18 protein-coding genes are annotated in these 18869 nt (G+C 70.9%); 13 read left to right on the top strand and 5 right to left on the bottom strand.

The window, feature by feature from the left end; genetic code table 11:
- The first annotated feature begins 130 nt into the window (after window positions 1-130).
- The 5 genes from MCAG_RS27380 to MCAG_RS27360 all read left to right on the top strand — a co-directional run bounded on the left by MCAG_RS27380 (window position 131) and on the right by MCAG_RS27360 (window position 5511).
- Window positions 131-1027, top strand: coding sequence for a hypothetical protein (locus MCAG_RS27380; protein ID WP_007076197.1), 897 nt, complete (start codon window positions 131-133; stop codon window positions 1025-1027).
- 31 nt (window positions 1028-1058) lie between these two features.
- Window positions 1059-2555: a LuxR family transcriptional regulator gene (locus MCAG_RS27375; RefSeq protein ID WP_007076196.1), complete on the top strand. Its 1497-nt coding sequence runs from the start codon at window positions 1059-1061 to the stop codon at window positions 2553-2555.
- A 186-nt stretch (window positions 2556-2741) separates the two neighbouring features.
- On the top strand, window positions 2742-3923 hold the full coding sequence (gene trpB, locus MCAG_RS27370; protein ID WP_007076195.1) for a tryptophan synthase subunit beta: 1182 nt from the start codon (window positions 2742-2744) through the stop codon (window positions 3921-3923).
- Window positions 3920-4642 (top strand): tryptophan synthase subunit alpha, encoded by a 723-nt coding sequence (gene trpA, locus MCAG_RS27365; protein WP_007076194.1) that lies wholly within the window; start codon window positions 3920-3922, stop codon window positions 4640-4642. The genes trpB and trpA overlap by 4 nt, the downstream gene beginning before the upstream one ends.
- A 137-nt stretch (window positions 4643-4779) precedes the next feature.
- A complete protein-coding gene (locus tag MCAG_RS27360) occupies window positions 4780-5511 on the top strand; it encodes a GntR family transcriptional regulator (RefSeq protein WP_007076193.1) in 732 nt (243 codons plus the stop codon).
- Between the two features lie 149 nt (window positions 5512-5660).
- On the opposite strand, the gene MCAG_RS27355 is transcribed toward MCAG_RS27360, so the two are convergent.
- Window positions 5661-5966: a hypothetical protein gene (locus MCAG_RS27355; RefSeq protein ID WP_007076192.1), complete on the bottom strand. Its 306-nt coding sequence runs from the start codon at window positions 5964-5966 to the stop codon at window positions 5661-5663.
- A gap of 386 nt (window positions 5967-6352) precedes the next feature.
- Window positions 6353-7021: a formylglycine-generating enzyme family protein gene (locus MCAG_RS27350; protein WP_036375522.1), complete on the bottom strand. Its 669-nt coding sequence runs from the start codon at window positions 7019-7021 to the stop codon at window positions 6353-6355.
- 473 nt (window positions 7022-7494) lie between these two features.
- Between MCAG_RS27350 and MCAG_RS27345 the strand changes: the two genes are divergently transcribed.
- Together MCAG_RS27345 and MCAG_RS31555 are read left to right on the top strand one after the other, a co-directional pair.
- Window positions 7495-9114, top strand: a complete 1620-nt coding sequence (locus tag MCAG_RS27345; RefSeq protein ID WP_050778102.1) for a triacylglycerol lipase — start codon at window positions 7495-7497, stop codon at window positions 9112-9114.
- A gap of 104 nt (window positions 9115-9218) precedes the next feature.
- Window positions 9219-9764, top strand: a complete 546-nt coding sequence (locus MCAG_RS31555; protein WP_083802370.1) for a DUF1990 family protein — start codon at window positions 9219-9221, stop codon at window positions 9762-9764.
- Between the two features lie 159 nt (window positions 9765-9923).
- Here MCAG_RS31555 and MCAG_RS27340 read toward each other — a convergent pair whose 3' ends face one another.
- Complete coding sequence (locus tag MCAG_RS27340) at window positions 9924-10850, bottom strand: NADP-dependent oxidoreductase (RefSeq protein ID WP_036375519.1); 927 nt, start codon at window positions 10848-10850, stop codon at window positions 9924-9926.
- Window positions 10851-10951: 101 nt separating this feature from the next.
- On the opposite strand from MCAG_RS27340, the gene MCAG_RS27335 reads away from it, so the two are divergent.
- The gene (locus MCAG_RS27335) at window positions 10952-11929 is read left to right on the top strand and encodes a GlxA family transcriptional regulator (RefSeq protein WP_036375516.1); all 978 of its coding nucleotides are present in this window, start codon (window positions 10952-10954) and stop codon (window positions 11927-11929) included.
- An 89-nt stretch (window positions 11930-12018) separates the two neighbouring features.
- Here MCAG_RS27335 and MCAG_RS27330 read toward each other — a convergent pair whose 3' ends face one another.
- Complete coding sequence (locus MCAG_RS27330; protein ID WP_157548289.1) at window positions 12019-13116, bottom strand: hypothetical protein; 1098 nt, start codon at window positions 13114-13116, stop codon at window positions 12019-12021.
- A gap of 179 nt (window positions 13117-13295) precedes the next feature.
- Between MCAG_RS27330 and MCAG_RS27325 the strand changes: the two genes are divergently transcribed.
- The 3 genes from MCAG_RS27325 to MCAG_RS27315 are packed head-to-tail and all read left to right on the top strand — an operon-like array spanning window position 13296 to window position 15850.
- Complete coding sequence (locus MCAG_RS27325) at window positions 13296-13952, top strand: response regulator transcription factor (RefSeq protein ID WP_036375512.1); 657 nt, start codon at window positions 13296-13298, stop codon at window positions 13950-13952.
- Entirely contained in the window at window positions 13949-15130 is a 1182-nt protein-coding gene (locus MCAG_RS27320) for a cell wall metabolism sensor histidine kinase WalK (RefSeq protein WP_083802369.1), read from the top strand. The genes MCAG_RS27325 and MCAG_RS27320 overlap by 4 nt, the downstream gene beginning before the upstream one ends.
- 30 nt (window positions 15131-15160) lie before the next feature.
- Entirely contained in the window at window positions 15161-15850 is a 690-nt protein-coding gene (locus tag MCAG_RS27315) for a GNAT family N-acetyltransferase (RefSeq protein ID WP_007076183.1), read from the top strand.
- Window positions 15851-15866: 16 nt separating this feature from the next.
- Here MCAG_RS27315 and MCAG_RS27310 read toward each other — a convergent pair whose 3' ends face one another.
- The gene (locus MCAG_RS27310) at window positions 15867-16364 is read right to left on the bottom strand and encodes a MarR family winged helix-turn-helix transcriptional regulator (protein WP_007076182.1); all 498 of its coding nucleotides are present in this window, start codon (window positions 16362-16364) and stop codon (window positions 15867-15869) included.
- A gap of 74 nt (window positions 16365-16438) precedes the next feature.
- Between MCAG_RS27310 and MCAG_RS27305 the strand changes: the two genes are divergently transcribed.
- Entirely contained in the window at window positions 16439-17656 is a 1218-nt protein-coding gene (locus MCAG_RS27305; RefSeq protein WP_007076181.1) for an amidohydrolase family protein, read from the top strand.
- Window positions 17653-18579: a PLP-dependent cysteine synthase family protein gene (locus MCAG_RS27300; protein ID WP_007076180.1), complete on the top strand. Its 927-nt coding sequence runs from the start codon at window positions 17653-17655 to the stop codon at window positions 18577-18579. The genes MCAG_RS27305 and MCAG_RS27300 overlap by 4 nt, the downstream gene beginning before the upstream one ends.
- The last annotated feature ends 290 nt before the right edge of the window (window positions 18580-18869 follow it).

Here is an 18869-nt window from a genome sequence, read left to right as displayed (position 1 = left end):
CCGGTGCTGATGGGCGCCGACACCGCCGAGCGGGTTCCGGCTGCTGCGCGGTGCCGCCCACCGCGCCGCCGCGCTGCTCGACGCGCAACTGGCCGGGCCGCCCCCCGGCGACCTGACCGCGACCAACGCCTTGTACCAGCTGCTGGTCAACCTCACCGGCGCCGGCCCAGTGGCGCTGGTCATCGACGACCTGCACTGGGCAGACGACGCGTCGGTGCGCTTCCTCGTCCAGCTCGGCCCCCGGCTCGCCGACCTGCCGCTCGCGGTGGTGCTCGCCGGCCGGCCCGGCGAGCGGGTCGAGCTGGCCACCGGCCCCGCCAGCACGATACTGCGGCCTGCCCTGCTCACGCCGGACGCGGTGGCCCAGTTGGTCCGGTCCGTCACCGACGGCCGGGCCTGCCCCCGGCTGTCTGCGGCCTGTCACGCCCTGACCGGGGGCAACCCGTTGTTCGTCCGGGAGCTGGCGCACGCGGCACAGGCGGCGGGCGGGGCGGCCGCCGACGGCGACGAGGCGACGTTGCGGGCGATCGCCGGTACCGCTCTGGAGCACCGGATACCGGCCGTCCTCGCCAATCTCACGCCGGAGGCCGTCCAGCTGGCCCGGGCCGCCGCCGTGCTCGGCGACGAGGCCGACCCGGCCCTGGTGGTCGGGTTGACCGGCGACCCGACGGGCCTGCCCGACCGGTTGGCCGAACTGATCGCGGCCGGAATCCTGTGCCCGGACCACCCCGTGACGTTCGGCCACGCGCTGACCCGCGACGCCGTCTACGCCGTCACCCCGCCGGTGGACCGCAGCCGTCTGCACCGCCGGGCCGCGGAGCTGCTCGACGCCGCCGGGCAGCCGGTGCCGCTGGTCGCCACCCACCTGCTCGCGACGCTGCCCGCTGGGGACGCCTGGGTGGTGCGCATCCTGGTGGCCGCCGCCCACCACGCCCTCAGCCGGGCATCGCCGCGCTCGGCGCTGACCTTTCCTGGAACGGGCGATCCAGGAACCGCCGGCCACCGCGGAGCTGACCGCCGAACTTGATTCCGGAAGGCCGGCAGCTTGCGCCCAGGGCGTGAGTTGGCCGACCGCGATCACGTATCTGCGCCGGGCCGCCGCGCTGGCCGGCGGCGTCGTCGAACGGGCCCGAATCGTCGAGCTGCTGGGCCGGGCCACGTTTCTCGCCGGCCGCAACGCCGAGTCGATCTCGTTGCTGGAACGGACCCTGACCGAGCTGGGCGGCACGCCCGCCGACCTGGACCACCGCCTGCGAACCGTGATCCTGGCCGCGGCGGCAGCCGACCTCGACCTGCGACACACGGGTGCCCGGCACCTGGCCGTGCTGCGGGCCGCGCCGGAGCTCAGCGATGAGGTGCGGTTCCGGTTGAACGCGTTCCTCGCCCTGTGGACCGCGGTCATCGAGCTGGACCGGGACGCCTCGGTCGCCGCGGCCCTGCGAGTGTTGGACGGCCCACTGGCCGCCGCCCCGGACCAGGGCGCCTCGTCGGCGCTGCTGGCCTACCTAGCCCTGATCCAGGCCGACCACGACGACGCACTGTCCTGGCTGGACCGGGCGTCGACCGCGGCGCGGGAGAGCGGCCAGTCGCATCTGGTCGCGATGACCGGCACGTTCCGCGCCTACGCGCTGCTGCGGCAGGGAAAGCTCAAGGAGGCCGGAGCGGCGGCCCGGGAGGCGGCCGCGGTGATCGATGTCGCTCCGGCGACGCTGACCCGGGTGTACGCCGGCTCGGTTCTCGCCGAGTTCCACCTGGCCTGTGACGAGCTGACGCCCGCGGCGCGCGCGCTGGCCTGGGCCGGTATCGGCGATCCGCCCGGGCCGGCCCAGCGCAGCCGGCTGGACTTGCTGGCCGCGCGACTCGATCTGGCCAACGGGCTGCCGGAGGCCGCGGTCCGCCGCGCCGAGGACGTCGGTCGGCTGCTCATGACGGACGGTTGGCTGAACCCGGCCGCGCATCCGTGGCGATCGGTGGCCGCCCTGGCGCGGCACGCGCTCGGGCACCATGACGAGGCTCGGGCGTTGGCGTTGGAGGAGCTGGATCTGGCCCGGCGGTGGGGTGCCCCGCAGACCCTCGGTGCCGCGCTGCGAACCATGGCCACGGTGACCGGCGGACCGGTCGCGCCCGAGCTGCTCGCCGAGGCGGTGGCGGTGTTGCGAACCAGTCCCGCGCGGTTGGAGCTCGCTGAGGCCCTGCACGCGTACGGCAGGTCGGTGCGCCTGCGCCACCCGGGGGCGGCCCTCGCCGCGTCGACCGAGGCGCTGGAGATCGCCCGCGCGTGCGGCGCCGAGGGCCTGGCCCGGCGGGTGGCTGCCGAGCTGGCGGAGTCCGCTACGCCGGCGGAACCGCCGCACGGTGCACTGACCGCCGGCGAGTGGCGGGTGGCCCGGCTGGCCCTGAGCGGACGGACCAACCACCAGATCGCCCAGGAACTGCACGTGACCCCGAAGACCGTCGAGACGCACCTGAGCAGCGTGTACCGCAAGTTGGGCGTCCGTAACCGGACAGCGATGGCCCGACTGTTCGCCGACCATGAGGCGGACCGGGCGGGCTGACCTCGACGGCAGAGCCGACGTGGTCCGGCCGACGGTCGAGCAGCTGGGTGGCAGCCGGAGACGGGGGTGCGGAGTTCGGAGTAGCAGGCGGCCGGGCTGCAGTGGGACAGACCTGAGCCTGTACGTGTCAACGAGCTCGTCCGGACCACCTTGCCAGAGTGAACCCAACTGTTCTATAACTCTTGCATGAGTTCTATAACAGTGCGGCCGACAGTCGTTCCGGGGCGGTACGGGAGCTACGGCGGGCGGTACGTGCCGGAGTCCCTGATCCCCGCCTGCGAGGCCGTCGCCGAGGCCTTCTCGGAGGCGTGGGCCGATCCCGGCTTCCGCGGCAGCCTCGCCGCGCTGCTGTCGGCGTACGCGGGACGGCCGACCCCGCTGACGCCGGCCCTGCGGCTGTCGGCCGAGCTCGGCGTGACGGTACTGCTCAAGCGGGAAGACCTGACGCACACCGGATCACACAAAATCAACAATGTGCTCGGACAGGCGTTGCTGGCCCGGCGCATGGGGCGTACGCGCCTGATCGCCGAGACCGGGGCGGGCATGCACGGCGTCGCGACGGCGACGGCCGGTGCCCTGTTGGGTTTGCCGGTGAAGGTGTTCATGGGCGAACGCGACGTGGAACGCCAGGCGCACAACGTCTTCCGTATGCGGCTGCTGGGCGCCGAGGTCGTTGCGGTGACCACCGGCAGCCGTACGCTGAAGGATGCCACCAGCGAGGCGATGCGCCACTGGGTGACAGACGCCGACGAGACGTACTACTGCGTGGGCTCGGTCATCGGTCCGCACCCGTATCCGGCGATGGTCCGCGAGTTCCAGCGCGTCATCGGTGACGAGGCCCGGCGGCAGTGCGCGGCCGAACTGCCCGGTGCCACCCCCGACTACGTGGTCGCCTGCGTCGGCGGCGGCAGCAACGCGGCGGGCACGTTCGCCGGATTCGTCGAGACATCGGCAAAGCTCGTCGGGGTGGAAGCCGAGGGCGGCTCCGGCGCGGCGAACGGGGAGATCGGCGTATTGCACGGCTTCCAGTCGCTGTTCCTCCAGGACGAGCACGGGCAGATCAAGGAGGCGCACTCGATCGCGGCTGGGCTGGACTACCCCGGCGTCGGCCCCGAGCACGCGTACCTGCGCGATCTGGGGCGCGCCCGGTATGTCACCGTCTCCGACGGGGAGGCGGTCGCGGCCGCCGTCCGGCTCGCGCGGGCGGAGGGCGTACTGCCCGCCATCGAATCGGCCCACGCGGTCGCCTGGGTCGTCCGCGCCGCCGGTACGCCGGAGCTGCCCAGCGGATCGACCGTGCTCGTCACGCTCTCGGGGCGCGGCGACAAGGACATCACCACCCTGATCGCGGAGGCGGACCTCGCATGAAGCTGCTGATGCCCTACATCACCGGCGGGGTCGTGCCGGGCTGGACGGCGTACCTGAGCGCCTTCGAGCACGCCGGAGCCGACTTGATCGAGGTCGGGCTGCCGTTCTCCGATCCCACGGTGGACGGTCCCACCATTCAGGAGTCCTCGGACGCGGCGCTCGCCCGAGGCACGACGCCCGCCTCGGTCCTGGAAGATCTCGCCAAAGTGCGGATAGACATCCCCCTCATCGCCAGCACATACGCCAACATCGCGCTGCGTCCCGGGTTCGGCGACGCGCTGACGGCGGCCAGGGTGACCGGGCTGATCGTGCCCGACCTGCCCCTCGACGAGTTGGCCGGGTTGGAGGTGCCGGGCGTCCAGGTGAGTCTGCTCGCCTCGCCCGCCACGCCGGACGACCGGCTCGCCGAGATCGGCCAGCGCAGCCAGGGCTTCGTGTATGCGATCTCGGTCATGGGCACGACCGGCGAACGCGACCGGCTCGCACCGTCGGCCGCCGCTCTGGCCGCCCGGCTCAAGCAGGTCACGGACCTGCCCGTGCTGCTGGGCTTCGGCATCTCCACCCCGGAGCAGGCGGCCGAGGCGGCGGCGGTCGCCGACGGGGTCATCGTCGGGGCGGCCGTCATGCGGCGCATCCTCGACGGGGCGGGTCCCGCCGAGGTCGGTGCCTTCGTGGCGTCGCTGCGGGCCGCGCTGTCTCTGGTGGCCCCCGTGCGATGATCGGCGGTGGCCGCAGATCAGCGACAGCCGCGCCTCAAGATCGGCGGCTGCCGCTGATCTGTAACACCGGAGCGCATTGATCAGCGCAAGTCGCCGATCCTGGAAGCGGAAAAACCGACGCAGCGGGAGGGAGAACAGTGGCACGCTATCGGGCCATCGCCGCCGACCTCGCCGCAAAGATCCGCGACGGTCACTACGTGCCGGGCGAAGCGTTGCCCCCGCAACGCGAGCTGAGCGCGGAGTACGGCGTCACTCTGATGACGCTGCGGCAGGCCCTGCGCGAGCTGAGCACCGAGGGGCTTATCGTCCAGCAGCCCGGCAAGGGCACCTTTGTCGCACCGCCCCATGCGGCATACCAGCTGGGAGCTTTGCGGAGCTTCGACGACGATTTGCGCGAGCAGGGCCACGAGGTCCGCACGACGGTGATCTCCCGCGCACAGCGCCGCGTGCCCTCGCGCGTCGCTGCCCGGCTGCGGGTCCGCGAGGCCGAGACGGGCCTGCGCCTGGAGCGGGTCCGCGCGTTCGCTGGTCGCCGCGCCATTCATCAGATCTCCTGGGTACGCGAGCCGCACGCGGACCGGTTGCGCGACGTGGATTTCACCGACACGTCGCTGTACGCGGCCCTGGCCGACCTGGGGGTGGTGGTGGCCCGGGCGGCGGAGACGATCCGGCCGGAGGTGCTGAACGCGGACGTAGCCCGGCATCTGGACGAGGACGAGGGAGCGCCGGTGCTGGTCAGCGACCGGATCACGTACGCGCCCGACGGGACGGCCCTGGTGGCGGACCGGGCGACGATGCTGGGAAGCATGATGCAGATCACCGCCGACCGGGCCGCCACTGGCCTGTCCCTTCACTGGGGAGCGGTCTAGGTTCCGCTTCCGGTTGGCAATCTGGTCGTTGGGCTCGGGGATGATCGTGGTGATGCCCTTGTCCCGCAAGGCGGTCCGGTTCGCGCCTGCGTGCTTGGGCGACGCCCAGCCACGGGAGGTGACCCTAGGCCGATCAGGCCGACACTTGGTCAATCGACGCACATCGCCTGGTGGGTGGACCGGAAGACCCACGTGCCGCCACCGGGGGACATATAGGTCAGAAATGTATCGTACTGCCCGGGGGTGCAGTCGTGGCCCACTGCAAGGACGGCCGCCCGGGCCCGCTGTTCGGCCGCCGCCTTCCCGGCCGCATAGGTGCTGCCCGCCCCGTCGACAGTGGCGCTGCGAGGGGTGTCATAGCCGTCGGCGTACGCGGCCACAGGTGTGGTTGCCAGGCCGAGCGCCACCGCTGCTGAGACGAGGCCGAGCCGGCGGAGCCGAGTGACTTTACGCATGCTTGTCCTTCGAGAGTCACTAAATCGATCAACATAAATTTTTGAACAGATCGATGTGGAGCGGGATCGGCCACTCGGTCACTAGAATTCGGCCATAATGCCGTTGTCCGCACGGTGACAAATTCCGGTTGGCGATCTGGTCGTTGGGGACGTGGGCCTCCAACCGGCCCACGTCCCCCCAGCAGATCCCGTTGATGACCTGCCGGTAATCCCGCCACCGGCCACCCCGTACGGGCTGCGCCGGCAACAACGGTGCCAGCACAGCCCACTCGTGGTTCGAGAGATCACCTCGAGCCTTACAGGCTCAACGAGCGGGACTCATGATCCGCAAGACAGAACCTAGCCCGGCCTGAACCGCCTCGCCAGCGATCTCGCCTGCGGCCCCGTCAGCACGGGATGGAGCGGGCGAGGCGGAATCCCAGGTCGTCGATGCGCAGGGTGGGATGGCTGCGGCGTCGTACCGAGGCCCGGCAGCTCCAGGGTTCGTCGAACCAGCCCCCGCCACGCAGAACCCGGTAGGTGCCGTAGACCTCGGCGTCGTAGATGTCCCAGCACCACTCCCAGACGTTGCCCAGCATGTCCCGCAGGCCCCACGCGTTCGCCTGCTTACCGCCGACCGGGTGGGGCCGCTGCTGGGAGTTGCCGCGATACCACGCGATGTCGTCCAGCGGGCCGTACCGGGGACCGGTCGTACCGGCTCGGCACGCGTGCTCCCACTCCGCCTCGGTCGGGAGCCGGTACCCGTCGGTGGTCGCGTCGCACTCGACATCCTTGCCGTCAAGCTGATACGCGCAGGCCAAACCCTCGTATCGCGACAAGGCGTTGCAGAACCTGACCGCCTCCAGCCAGGACACGCCGGCCACGGGCAAGTGGTCATCCGCCGGCGTGCTCGACCGTTGACCAGTGATCTGGGCGTAGAGCGCTTGGGTAACCGGGACCACCGCGAGCCAGTGCGGCGCGAGCTCGACCGGCCAGCTGGAACACGTCCGTCGGTCCGACAGGGTCACCCGGCCTGCCGGGATTGCGATCATGTCGATTCTGGCGTCGGCGTTCATCGACAGGCGATCCTACCGATGGTCGGCCCGACTATCTGATCCTCAGAAAACCGGCCCAGCCTGGACCGCTGCGAGGCCGCCTGCGCCAACATCACCTGCACCGACACCCACGTCGAGCTGGCACGCGCCGAGGCCGGCCGCAGGCAGGCGCTGATCGCCGGCCCGCTCACCCCGCAACCACTGCGATTGACGCCACCGTCAGCGCGCGCCGCCCTCCACCAGATCATCGACCGGCACGAGCGAACCAGACCCGGAGGCGGTCAGCAGTGAGCGATGACGACGAACGCGAAGCGATCGCCGCCATGGCGTGCCTGTTCGCCGTGCAGTTGGGGCAGGGCACCGGGTCGGGATGGCGGACGATCCCCACCATAAGGTCGCCCGAGGCCAATTCCGGGCGGCGCGAGCGACCGGGGAATGGCGGGCGTCAGGAGGGGTACCCGGCAACGCCGCCATTGCGGGCGAGAGGAGGGAACGTGCAGCGTGCGCGGGTGCGCCTGGCACTGCTCCTCGTGCTGACCGCGGCGCCACCCGCGGCGGAGGCGGCAATGATGACCGCCGTCGGCTACCTGTTTACCCGGGCCATGACGCCGCAGGCCAGCGCCATCTGGCCGTACAGCGTGTTCCATGATCTGCGTTGGGTGCTCGTCTATCACCACGGCTGGTTGGGCTTTGCCGCCGCACTGGTCGGGGTGGTCGTCGTACGCGGGCTGCTTTGCGCTGGGTACGTCGCGCTCGCCTGGCCCCAGGAGCGTCCCCGGCCGGCGTTGCGCCGGCTGGTCGGGCGCAGCCTGCTCTTCACCATGGCCATGGTCGTGATCCTGCTGCCGTGGGCTGCGCTGGACGTGGTCACCGCCGAGTTCTCGCTGGCCCCCATCTTCTTCGGGCTGCTGGTGCCGGTGGTGATCCTGGCGGCGTTCGTGCTGCCCGGCGGGATCGTGCGGGGCTGGTGGCACGGCCTGCCGCCGCTCCGCCTGATCGGTTGGACGCTTGTCAACTTCGCGGCCCTTACCGTCGGCGGTGTCCTCGTTGCCGCCACCCCGGCCTTCTGGGCAGCGCTGACGGCCGGCGTGGTGGGGGCGGTCAACGGGTTGCTCTGGCAACGGCTGGTCCGGGCCGACGTGCGCCAGGAGCGGATGCGCTGGCGACTGGTCCCGGTGGCCCCGCTCGTCGCCGTCCTGGCCGTCGTCGGCCTGGTGGTTGGCGACCGCGCGGCGCTGCGCAGTCAGACTGACGTGCTCCCGCCGAGCCCCGAGCTGTCCCGGGTACGGCACATCGTGATCTTCATTGCCGGTCACGAGTCCGCCTTTGCCGGGGACCCCGCGCCGCCGGCCGGGCCGGTGCTGCGCTTCTCCTATCGGGGCCTCGACGCCGACGGCCGGGCCCGCCCATACTCCGCCGTCGACACCTACCAGTCGATCCCGAACTCGGCTCGGCTCCTCGGCGAGCAGGTGGCGCGGGTACACGCCGCCACCGGCCGGCCGGTGGCGATCGTCGGGGAGAGCGAAGGAGCCATGATTGTGCGTTACTACCTTTCTCGCGGGCCGCATCCGGGGGTGGACAGCGCGGTCCTGGTCAGCCCGCTGGTCCGGGCTGGCCGTGCCTACTACCCGCCGAGGGGGGCCAACGCAGGTTGGGGGATCGGTACGGGATGGCTGCTGCGCGGGTTGTTCTGGACGGCCGGGCACGACGCTGACGCGCCGTTCCTGCGTTCGCTGCTGGACAACGCGCCGCTCTACCGCAACCAGATGCTCTGCCCGGTGCCCGGGGTGCGGATGGTCGCGTTCCTGCCGGCCATCGACACCCTGGTCCTCCCGCCGCCGCCGGGGTCCACGCAGATCACCCTGGTCGAGGTCGCGGCCACCCACGGGCGGCTGATCGGCAAGCCGGCCATGTCACGGATGCTGGCCGCCTTTCTCAACGGTGACCTGACGCCCGGCCCGCCGCCCCGCCGCGCTCGGGCGATCTCGCTCGCGGCCACGGCGTGGCAGGCGCCCGCCCTCCCGGTACGGCTGAACCCGAAGTGGCGGGCGCAAACCACCGCCGACGTCGTGCTCCAGCCGATCGGGCCACGCCGTAGCCGCTGTCCATCTTAAGGCGGGTCTCGTAGAGCCAAGATGGGCCACCACCGCGCGCAGCGCGTCTACAAAGCGACACATTCATGGACCATTGCATCTGATCGCATTGGTATGCTCTGATAATGATCAGAATACGGCCAGCATCGCTTGACGAACTTTCAGGTAGAGACTTCACCTACTCCAACCCGGGAACTGCTGGCCGCGAGCCCCGTCGCGGTTACCGTCACATCTCCCTTGTTGAGGCGATCGGCTTGGGCGATGCCTCATTCAACAAGGCTTCAGATGCTCTCCTTTGCCTGGAGATGCACAGAAGGGCCGGTCTGGCAGTCTCGTCATCTGCCATTCCCGTCAACGCCGGCGCCAACGTTTCTCTTGAGCTCCCAGTTGCTGGTTTCCGCATCCAAGCGCCGTGTCGGATCGTTTACGTGGTCAACGAACGACAAGCGAATGGGTTCGCCTACGGCACGCTGTCCGGACATCCGGAAAGCGGTGAGGAGGAATTCGTTGTGACGCGTGACCTCGACAACCGGGTCTGGTTCTCGATTCGAGCATTCTCACGGCCGAGTTCGCGTTTGTTGCGGCTAGCCGAACCTCTTTCCCATCTCGCGCAACGCGCGATGACCTTACGCTATCTGTCCGCACTGCGGAGTATCGCAAGCTCCCCATGACCCAGTGACGTGATCTCAGCAAGGGAGGGCGTTACGCGCTCATCTAGTCTGCCGGAATCGACGTTGATCCCCTCTCCCGGCGAGGTGAGCACTCACGTGTGGCGGACGACGCGGTGCGACCGCGTTCAGTCGGGTTGTCGCCCGGATTGACGCAGGAGGTCAGAGCGTCAGGATGATCTTTCCTTTGGTGCGGCCGGTTTGGCCGATCTCGTGGGCTTTGGCGACCTGGTCGAGGGGCAGCACTGTGTCCACCTCGACGCGAAGTTGCCCCGTGCCGACCAGGCCGGCGAGCGACGTGAGCCCGGCAGCGTCCGGCTCGACGATCATGAATCGGGCGCGCTTGCCCTGCTGGGCTGCCTGCTCCTCCAGGTACGTCTCGGCCGGCGAGGCGAGGGCGACCAGGATGCCGCCTGGGCGCAAGGTCCGCAGCGAGCGCGGCCCGTACTCGCCGCCGATCGAATCCATGACGACGTCGAGGTCGTGGAGGCGCTTGGCGAAGTCCGTCGTGGTGTAGTCGATGACCTCATCGGCACCCAGCCCATGGACGAACGCGTGCTTGGCGGCGCTTGCGGTGCCGATCACGTGCGCGCCGCGCGCCTTGGCGATCTGCACGGCGAGGTGGCCGACGCCGCCCGCGGCCGCGTGAACCAGTACGCGCTGGCCCGGCTGGACACCGGCGACGTCGACGAGGGCCTGCCATGCGGTGAGCCCGGCGAGCCCCAGACCGGCCGCCTCGACGTGGGACAGCCCGGCGGGCTTGCGAGCGAGATGGCGCGATGGCGCCGTGACGTACTCCGCGTAGGTGCCGGCCGCCTGCGGTAGCCGTGGCATGCCGAAGACCTCGTCACCGGGGCGGAACAGCGCGGCGCCGACACCGACGGCCTCGACCACCCCGGACAGGTCCCAGCCCAGCCGCACCGGCTGGCCGAGCAGGCCTCCGGTCGCGCGGTGCCAGAAGTCGGTCGGGTTGACCCCGGCCGCGTGGACCCGGACGAGTACCTCCGCCGGGCCGGGCTCGGGGCGGTCGACCTCCACCAGGTTGAGGACCTCCGGCCCGCCGAACCGGTCCTGTTCGATCGCACGCATCGTATGCCTTTCTGTTCGTCTTCGGTGTGCGCGATCCACCCTGCCGGAGCGGCGGCCCGGGTTCGAGTGGCCAGATCGCCAATATGTGAAAGGATCTGGCCATGCATCGTGTGGTCGTCCTGGCGCTCGACGGCGTGTACCCGTTCGAGCTGAGCATTCCGGTCCGCATCTTCGGTACCGCTGCCGGTTCCGACGGTCAGCCGCTGTACGAGGTCGTCACCTGCAGCGTCGACGGCAATCCAGTCGCCACCAGCGCTGACTTCACCGTGGCCGTCCAGCACGGCCCAGAGGTGATCGACACGGCCGACACACTGGTGCTACCGCCCTTCGTGTGCGACCCGGAGGACGACCAGGACTGGCTGCCCGAGCTGGTCACGGCGGCGCTGCGCCGGCTGCGGCCGGATTCGAGGATCGTGTCCATCTGCACAGCCTCGTACGTCCTGGCCGCCGCCGGGCTGCTTGACGGCCGGCCTGCCACCACGCACTGGAACAATGCGGATCATTTCCAGCGCACGTTCCCGAATGTGAAGGTCGATGCCGACGTGCTGTTCGTCGACGACGGACAGGTGCTCACCGCGGCCGGCGTGGCATCCGGCGTGGACCTGTGTCTGCACCTGGTACGCCGCGACCACGGCAGCGCGGTCGCCAACCGGTTGGCACGGCTGTGCGTCGTGCCGCCCTGGCGCGAGGGCGGCCAAGCGCAGTTCATCGACCGTCCGGTGCCAGAGCCGGCGACCGCGACGACGTCCGAGACCCGGCAGTGGGCACTCGGAGAGCTACACCGGCCGATCACCCTCGCCGAACTGGCCCGGCACGCCCGCATGAGCGTACGCACGTTCTCGCGCCGCTTCCGCGCCGAGGTCGGCATGACACCCGTGCAGTGGCTCGCGCGGCAGCGGGTCGAACACGCCCGCCGTCTGCTGGAGACCACCGACCTGCCGGTCGACCAGGTCGCTGCCGAGGCCGGCTTCGGCACCGCCGCGTCGCTGCGTCAGCACCTGACCGCCGCGATCGGGGTCTCGCCGACGGTGTACCGGCAGACGTTCCGCACCCTGGCGCCAACGGCCCGCGCGTCGTGACCGGCACCCGGCATCCGCTTGGCCGCCGTGCGCGTGGATGCGGCTGGCTCGTCGGGGCCGACCCGGGCTGGGTCTGCGTGACGCCGTGCTCAACATCGGCCGCCGAACTGGGCCGACGCGGCGGCATAGTATGCATCCACGTCGAAGTCGCGGCCCCACATCACGCGTGAGCGGCGGTTGAGTTCAGCGGCGTAGGTGTGGTCGGCGAAGACGGAGCGTGGTGGCAGCATGGGGCGCAATCCGCCGCACCGTCCGAGGAACAGCAGCGCGTCCACGTCGGCCAGGGTGGGCTGGACGGGCTGGGTGGGTAGCCCGGTGCCCGGCAGCGGCTGCGTGCCGCGTGCCGGCGGGTCGACAGGCTGCATGACGTCGCCGGGTGCGCCGGGGTTGCCCAGTTGGTCGACGCCGGTCAGCCAGGTGCCCCGGGTCGGTACCACCGCGGGGACCGGCCAAGCTGCGGTACGCCCCTCCAGCTCCTGGGTCCTGCGACCGAAGCCGGTGTACAGCGACAGTGTGTAGATGGGCTGACCTGCATGCCGCTCCAGCGCACCCCTGGCTGCCTGCGTCGCCAGGTGCGCGCCGCCGACGACCCAGAGCACCCGCTGTCGTTGGTCGAGCGCGCCCGCGCCGATGACGGCGGCCATCGCGGCCTCCCGATCCTTGTCCACGGTGTCCGAGGCCGGCACCTGTTGCCACGACAACGGAGCGTCCGCCGCGAGGATCCGCGTCCGGTGATGCGGCTCGCGGTCGGCGTTGGCGTCCCGCACCGTTCGATAGAGATCGACGGTACGCGGGTCGGCCGCGCCGCTGTCGCTGAAGATGCTGTTGCGTAGTGTGGCGAGCAGCGCCTTGTCGCCGAGCCGGCGGTCCAGATACGCGTCGATCGCGGGTTGAGCGGTGGCCCCGACCTCGACGGCAACGACCTGGGCGGCGGCCGCGAACCGCGCGTCGCGTATCAGTGTGAGCAGGAAGTCGTGCAACTCCAGGCTGCCGTGCGTCTCGCCGATCGCGACGACCGGGTGGTCCCGCAGGGCGGCCACGATGCCGTCGACCGCAGGCACCGCGCGCGGTTCGGCGGTACTACCGGGCGGGGCGGCCGGCTGCGGCGTGCTGCAGCCGGCGACGAGGCCGGCGCTGCCGAGCAGCAAGGCGCGGCACATTGCCCGACGGGAAAACTGGTACGTCATTCGTGTTCCTTCTGTGCGGGATGTCCGGTTCGGGCGCCCGTCGGTGCCCGCCTGGCCAGAAAACACGTGCACCGGTGGCGGCAGCGGGGCGCGGTCCGACACACGGAAGACACATCGCCGCAGGCAGACTGGCTGGTGGCGACCGCTCTGCGGTGGCTGTGGCAACCTGGAGGGGGACCATGCGCGTACTGGTGGTGGAGGATGACGTCGACCTGGCGGAGCTCATCGCGGCCGGCCTGCGCGACCAGCACTTCGTGGTGGACGTCGCCGGTGACGGCGCCCGCGCCGTCGAGAAGGCGCTCACCACGCCGTACGATGTCGTCGTCCTCGATCGCGATCTGCCCGTGCTGCACGGCGACGACGTGTGCCGGGCTCTGCACCGGTCAGCGTCACCAGCGCGGATCCTGATGCTCACCGCGTCCGGCACCGTGGACGACCGGGTCGACGGGTTGCTCATCGGAGCCGACGACTATCTGCCGAAGCCGTTCGCGTTCGTGGAGCTCGTCGCCCGCCTCGTCGCGCTGGGCCGGCGGGCGGCCGCGCCGGCCAGCAGTGTGCTCAGCCGGGGCGACATCCGCCTCGACCAGGCCCGGCACGAGGTGAGCAGGGCCGGCCGCTTCATCCGGCTGACCCGCAAAGAGTTCGGTGTTCTGGCCGAGCTGCTGCGCCGCGATGGTGCGTTGTGCAGCGCCGAGGAGCTGCTGGACCGGGTGTGGGACGAGAACGCCGACCCGTTCACCAACGCCGTTCGCACGGTGATCAAAAATTTGCGGCACAAGCTTGGCGAGCCGGAAGCCATCGAGACCGTCGTCGGCTGCGGCTACCGGCTGCGATGAAACCACCAGCGATCCGGTCCCGGTTGACGATCCGGGTCAAGCTCACGCTGCTCTACGCGGGGCTCTTCGCGCTGAGCGGCGCCGCACTGCTCACGCTCACGTACCTGCTCGTCCGGTGGCAGCTCGCCCGGCCCGGCGCGACGCCGCTACCCGAGGACCTCGAACGGGCGACGGCCGGTGGCGGATCCGACGTGATCGTCGACATCGAGGAGGCGGTCCAGGCCGACGTACTCGCCACCGCACTGTGGCAGTCCGCCGTGGCGTTTGCCGCGATGGCCGCCGCGACGCTGGTGCTCGGCTGGTTCACCGCAGGCCAGGCGGTGCGCCCGGTGCGCGACATCGCCACCCTGGCGAGCCGGCTCTCCGCCGACTCGCTCGGCGCGCGCATCGGCTACACCGGCGCCCGCGACGAACTGGCCGAGCTGGCGTACACGTTCGACGCCATGCTCGACAGGCTCCAGCGTGCCTTCGACGCGCAGCGGCTGTTCGTCGCCAACGCCTCGCACGAACTGCGCACGCCGCTCGCGGTCATCGGCGCGGCCGTCGACGTCACACTCGCGCGGCCAGCCGCGTCCATCGAGGACTACCGATCGGCACTGCGCCGGATCGAGCGGGCGGCGGGGCGATGCGAGCAGCTCACCACGTCGCTGCTCCAACTTGCCCGCACCCAGCATGGCCTCGGCCAGCGTCATCTGGTCGATGTGGCGGCGCTGGTGGACGCGCACCTGCAGCCGTTGTCGGGCGGCGAGCTGCACGTGCAGGCACGGCTGACCGCGGTCAGCGTCGAAGGTGACCCGGTACTGCTCCAGCTCCTGGTGCGCAACGTCGTCGAGAACGCCGCGCGGCACAACACCCCGAACGGCCACGTCGAGGTAGAACTCACCAGCGACGACGGCGTGGCGGTCCTCGTCGTGGAGAACTCCGGTCCAGAGGTGCCGGCCGCCGACCTGCCCCGCCTGCGGACCGCCTTCCACCGCGCCGGTGGCCGCACCGCGGCGACCGGCGGGCACGGGTTGGGTCTGGCCATCGTGGATGCCGTCGCCTCCGCCCACGCCGGAGCGTTGACACTCACACCGGGCCGCGCCGGCGGACTTCGCGTCGAGGTGCGGGTCCCGGTGTACGCGGGTGAGTCCGGTCAGGCGACCTGTCGGCCGCCCGCGTATCCTTTGGGTCGCTGACTCACTTGATCGTCACTGCCTGGAACTGGGATGCGGGATACGGTTTCGTTCGAGCGGTACCTCATGTCATTGATCGGGTCGTGGCAGGCGCTCGCGGCGCCGCACCGGGACGCGGAGGTCGTGCGTGGTGACGGGTTCGTCGCGGCACGCTTTGCCCGCTACCCGGTGCTCAACAACGCCGTCCTGTTGCGTCCGGACGCGCTGCCGGCGGCGCTGGCGGTGTTCGCCGGGACCGTGCAGTATGCGGTCTGGTCCGCGGACGAGGAGACCGCCGCGGTGATCGAGGCAGCCGGGCTGCGGCGGGATATGACCACCGTGCCGATGTGCTGCGACCTGCGCGACGTGCCGTTGTCGGGCGGCGCCGACGACGGCGTGCTGGAGGAGGTGGCGCCGGAGGTCGTCGCGGAGCTCACCGAGGTGGACCCCGCCCTGCTGCGGGGTGTACCGGGCCTGTGGACGTTCGTCACCGAGGGACACGAGTCGGGACTGGTGCTCATCCCGGTCGGCACGGACGTCAACGTCTCGTTCGTCACCACCCGTGAGTCGGCCCGCCGGCGGGGTCTGGCCACGGTGGTGCTGCGTCGTGCGCTCGCCCGGGCCAGGGACCGCGGGTTCGTCACCGCGAGCCTGCAGTCGACCGCGATGGCCGAGCGGCTGTACACGCGGGCCGGGTTCGTTTCCGTTGGCCGGTGGCAGGAGTGGGTACCGGCGGAGGGCTGAGCCCTCGCGTCTGGGGTCAGGCGGTGTCGTCGAGCGCGATGAGCAGGGCGCGAAGCGCGTCGATCGCGGCTCGTCTGGTTTGTTGCGGGACCGGGTCGAGCACCTTTGTCTGGGCGGCGGTGGCCGCTCGGACCGCTTCTTCGGCGGTCTTGATCCCGTGCGGGGACAGCCGCACCCAGGAGCTGCGCGCGTCCTCGGGGTTTTCTTCCCGCTCGATGAGCTCGGCGGCGGTCAGTCGGCGCAGCACGTTGCTGGTGCCGCCGGAGGAGAGCACGAGCCGCTGGGCCAGGTCGGACGGCCGCAGCCGGTAGGGCGAGCCGGACGCCCGCAGGACGGCGAGGATCTCGTACTCGGCTTTGGTCAGCCCGAGCCGGGCCAGCTCGGGCTCGACCCGCTGGTTCAACATGGCGGCCAGCCGCCCGGCGCGTTTGGCCAGCTGGAGCTCGTCGCCGACGACGCCGGGCAGCTCGCGTTCCCATGCCTCGGCGGTCACGTCCGTGGTGTCTCTGCTCACATGGCGAGGATACCGCCTTGCGCTGAAGAAAGCTTTTCCGATAGCTTTTCGGAAAGCTTTATAGGGAGGTAACGGTGACGCAAGTCCTGCTCAAAGGTGGTCACGTGGTGCCCGGCGACGGCAGCGCGGAGCGGCCGGAGACCGACGTGCTGGTCGACGGCGGCGTGATCACCGCACTCGCGCCGGGGCTGACCGGCGCGCCCGGCACCACGGTCATCGACGCCGCCGGCATGATCGTCATGCCCGGGCTCGTCGACAGCCATCGGCACGTCTGGCAGGCGCCGCTGCGTGGCGCCGGCGCAGACATGACCCTTCCCGACTACCTGGCCACCGTGCTCGGGCCGATACTGACCGGCTACACACCACACGACGCGGGGCTGGCCACCCTCCTGGGCGCCGCCGAGGCGCTCGACGCCGGCATCACCACCGTCTTCGACTGGAGCAACACGACCACCACCGAGACGCACACCGACGCGGTGCGGGACGCCTACGCGGCGGCTGGCATCCGCGCCGTCGTCGGCCTGGTCCACCCCGACCACGAGGCGTACGCGCGGCGGGTCCAGCGCGGTCCCGCCACGGTCACCGCCGGGTTCGCCGTCGCGGGCATGGAGTACGGCGACCACGACGACACCGTGCGGTCGGTCCGGCTCGCCCGCGACATGGGTGTCACCGTCTCCATGCACGCCGCCGGACCAGCGGTCCGGGCGCTCTACGACGCGGGCCTGCTCGGCCCGCACGTCAACCTCGTGCACCTGAACGCGATCACGGCCGACGACGCCAAGATGCTCGCCGACACCGCCGCCGGAGTCACCGTCACACCCGTCGTCGAGGCCACCATGGGGCACGGCACGTCCGCGTACGGGCGGCTACGCGACGCCGGTGCCCGCCCCGGCGTAGGCACCGACGTGGTGGTCAACGCGCCCGCCGACCTCTTCGAGCCGATGCGCGACACTCTGCGCACCGAACGACTGCGCACCGGCACCATGCTCCCGGCCGCGGCGATACTCCCCGCCGCGACCCTGGACAGTGCCCGGGCGATCGGCCTCGACCAGCTCGTCGGCACGATCGAGGTAGGCAAACGCGCGGACCTGGTCCTTTTGAATGGACTGCCCTCGCCGTCCGCCGCCGCGGCCGTCACCAACGCCACCCCAGCCGACGTGCACACCGTCATCGTGGACGGCCGCCTCGTCAAGCGCGACGGGCGACTGGTCGACCTCGACCTGGCCGCCCTGCGCCACGCCGGTCGCACGCTGGCCCACCGGGTGCTGAGGGAAGCGAGCATGGTGGCATGAGTGTGCTGGCAGCGATCGGAAACACGTCCCTGGTCGAGCTGAGCCGGGTGGTGCCACCCGGCTGCGCCCGGGTGCTGGTGAAGGTGGAGGGCGAGAATCCCACCGGGAGCATGAAGGACCGCATGGCGCGGGCGATGATCGGCGCAGCCGAGAGCGACGGCCGGCTGCGGCCCGGCGGCACCATCGTCGAATACACCGGCGGCAGCACCGGAGCGTCCCTGGCCCTCGTCGCCGCGGTCAAGGGCTACCGGCTGCGGATCGTAACCTCCGACGCCTTCAGTGAGGACAAGCTGATCCAGATGGCGGCGTTCGGCGCCGAGCTGACGGTCATCCCGAGCCCCGGGCGGCTCATCACGAAGGAACTCATCCAGGCCATGATCGACACGGCCCGGACCATCGGCCGCGAGCCGGGGACCTACTGGACGGATCAGCTGAACAACACCGACAGCATCGCCGGCTACCACCCGATGGGTGAGGAAATCTGGTCACAGACCGGCGGGCGGGTCGACGCCTTCGTCCAGTCGATCGGCACCGCGGCGTCGCTCCGCGGGGTGGGCACGGTGCTGCGAAGGCATCGACCACAGGTCAAAATCATCGCGTCCGAGCCCGCGGAGTCCGCGGTCTTGTCCGGTGGCCGGCCCGGTGCCCACCGCATCGAGGGAATCGGTATTGGCTACACCCCGCCGATGTGGGATCCCGACCTGGTGGACGAGGTCGTTCCGGTTTCCACCGTAGACGCCGAGGCGATGGCCCGGCGCCTGGCCCGAGAGGAGGGCCTGTTCGCCGGCACCTCCTCGGGAGGCAACGTGGCCGCCGCGATCCGGATCGGACAACGCCTGGGACCAGACGCGACGGTGGTCACCCTGCTGGTCGATTCCGGCCTGAAATACCTCAGCAGCGGCGTGTACGCGCGGTCCACCTGAGCCAGGACCGCCGGGCAGCGGCACGGCGGGCGGCACCATGCCGTCATCTGGTCGATGGCGAACCGGATATCAGCGGCAATAGCGCCGCGACCAGCGGCGATTCGGCATTCGTGGTCGCCCGCCGAGCCAATCCCCCCTCACGGATGGCGTCAGCGCACGCCCATCCGACCACGCCGACCGACGGCGCCGGCACGTTTCCACGCGCCGACGAGGCCGAGCGTGGCCCTGGTCCTGGGTGAATGCGCGGTCGTGCTGTCCCGCCCTGCCGGGCTGCCTGCTGCCGACCTGCT

It is taken from the genome of Micromonospora sp. ATCC 39149 (assembly GCF_000158815.1).
GTDB lineage: Bacteria > Actinomycetota > Actinomycetes > Mycobacteriales > Micromonosporaceae > Micromonospora.
Note: the sequence above shows the minus strand (reverse complement) of the source record. Positions and strands in the feature narration are given on the sequence as shown.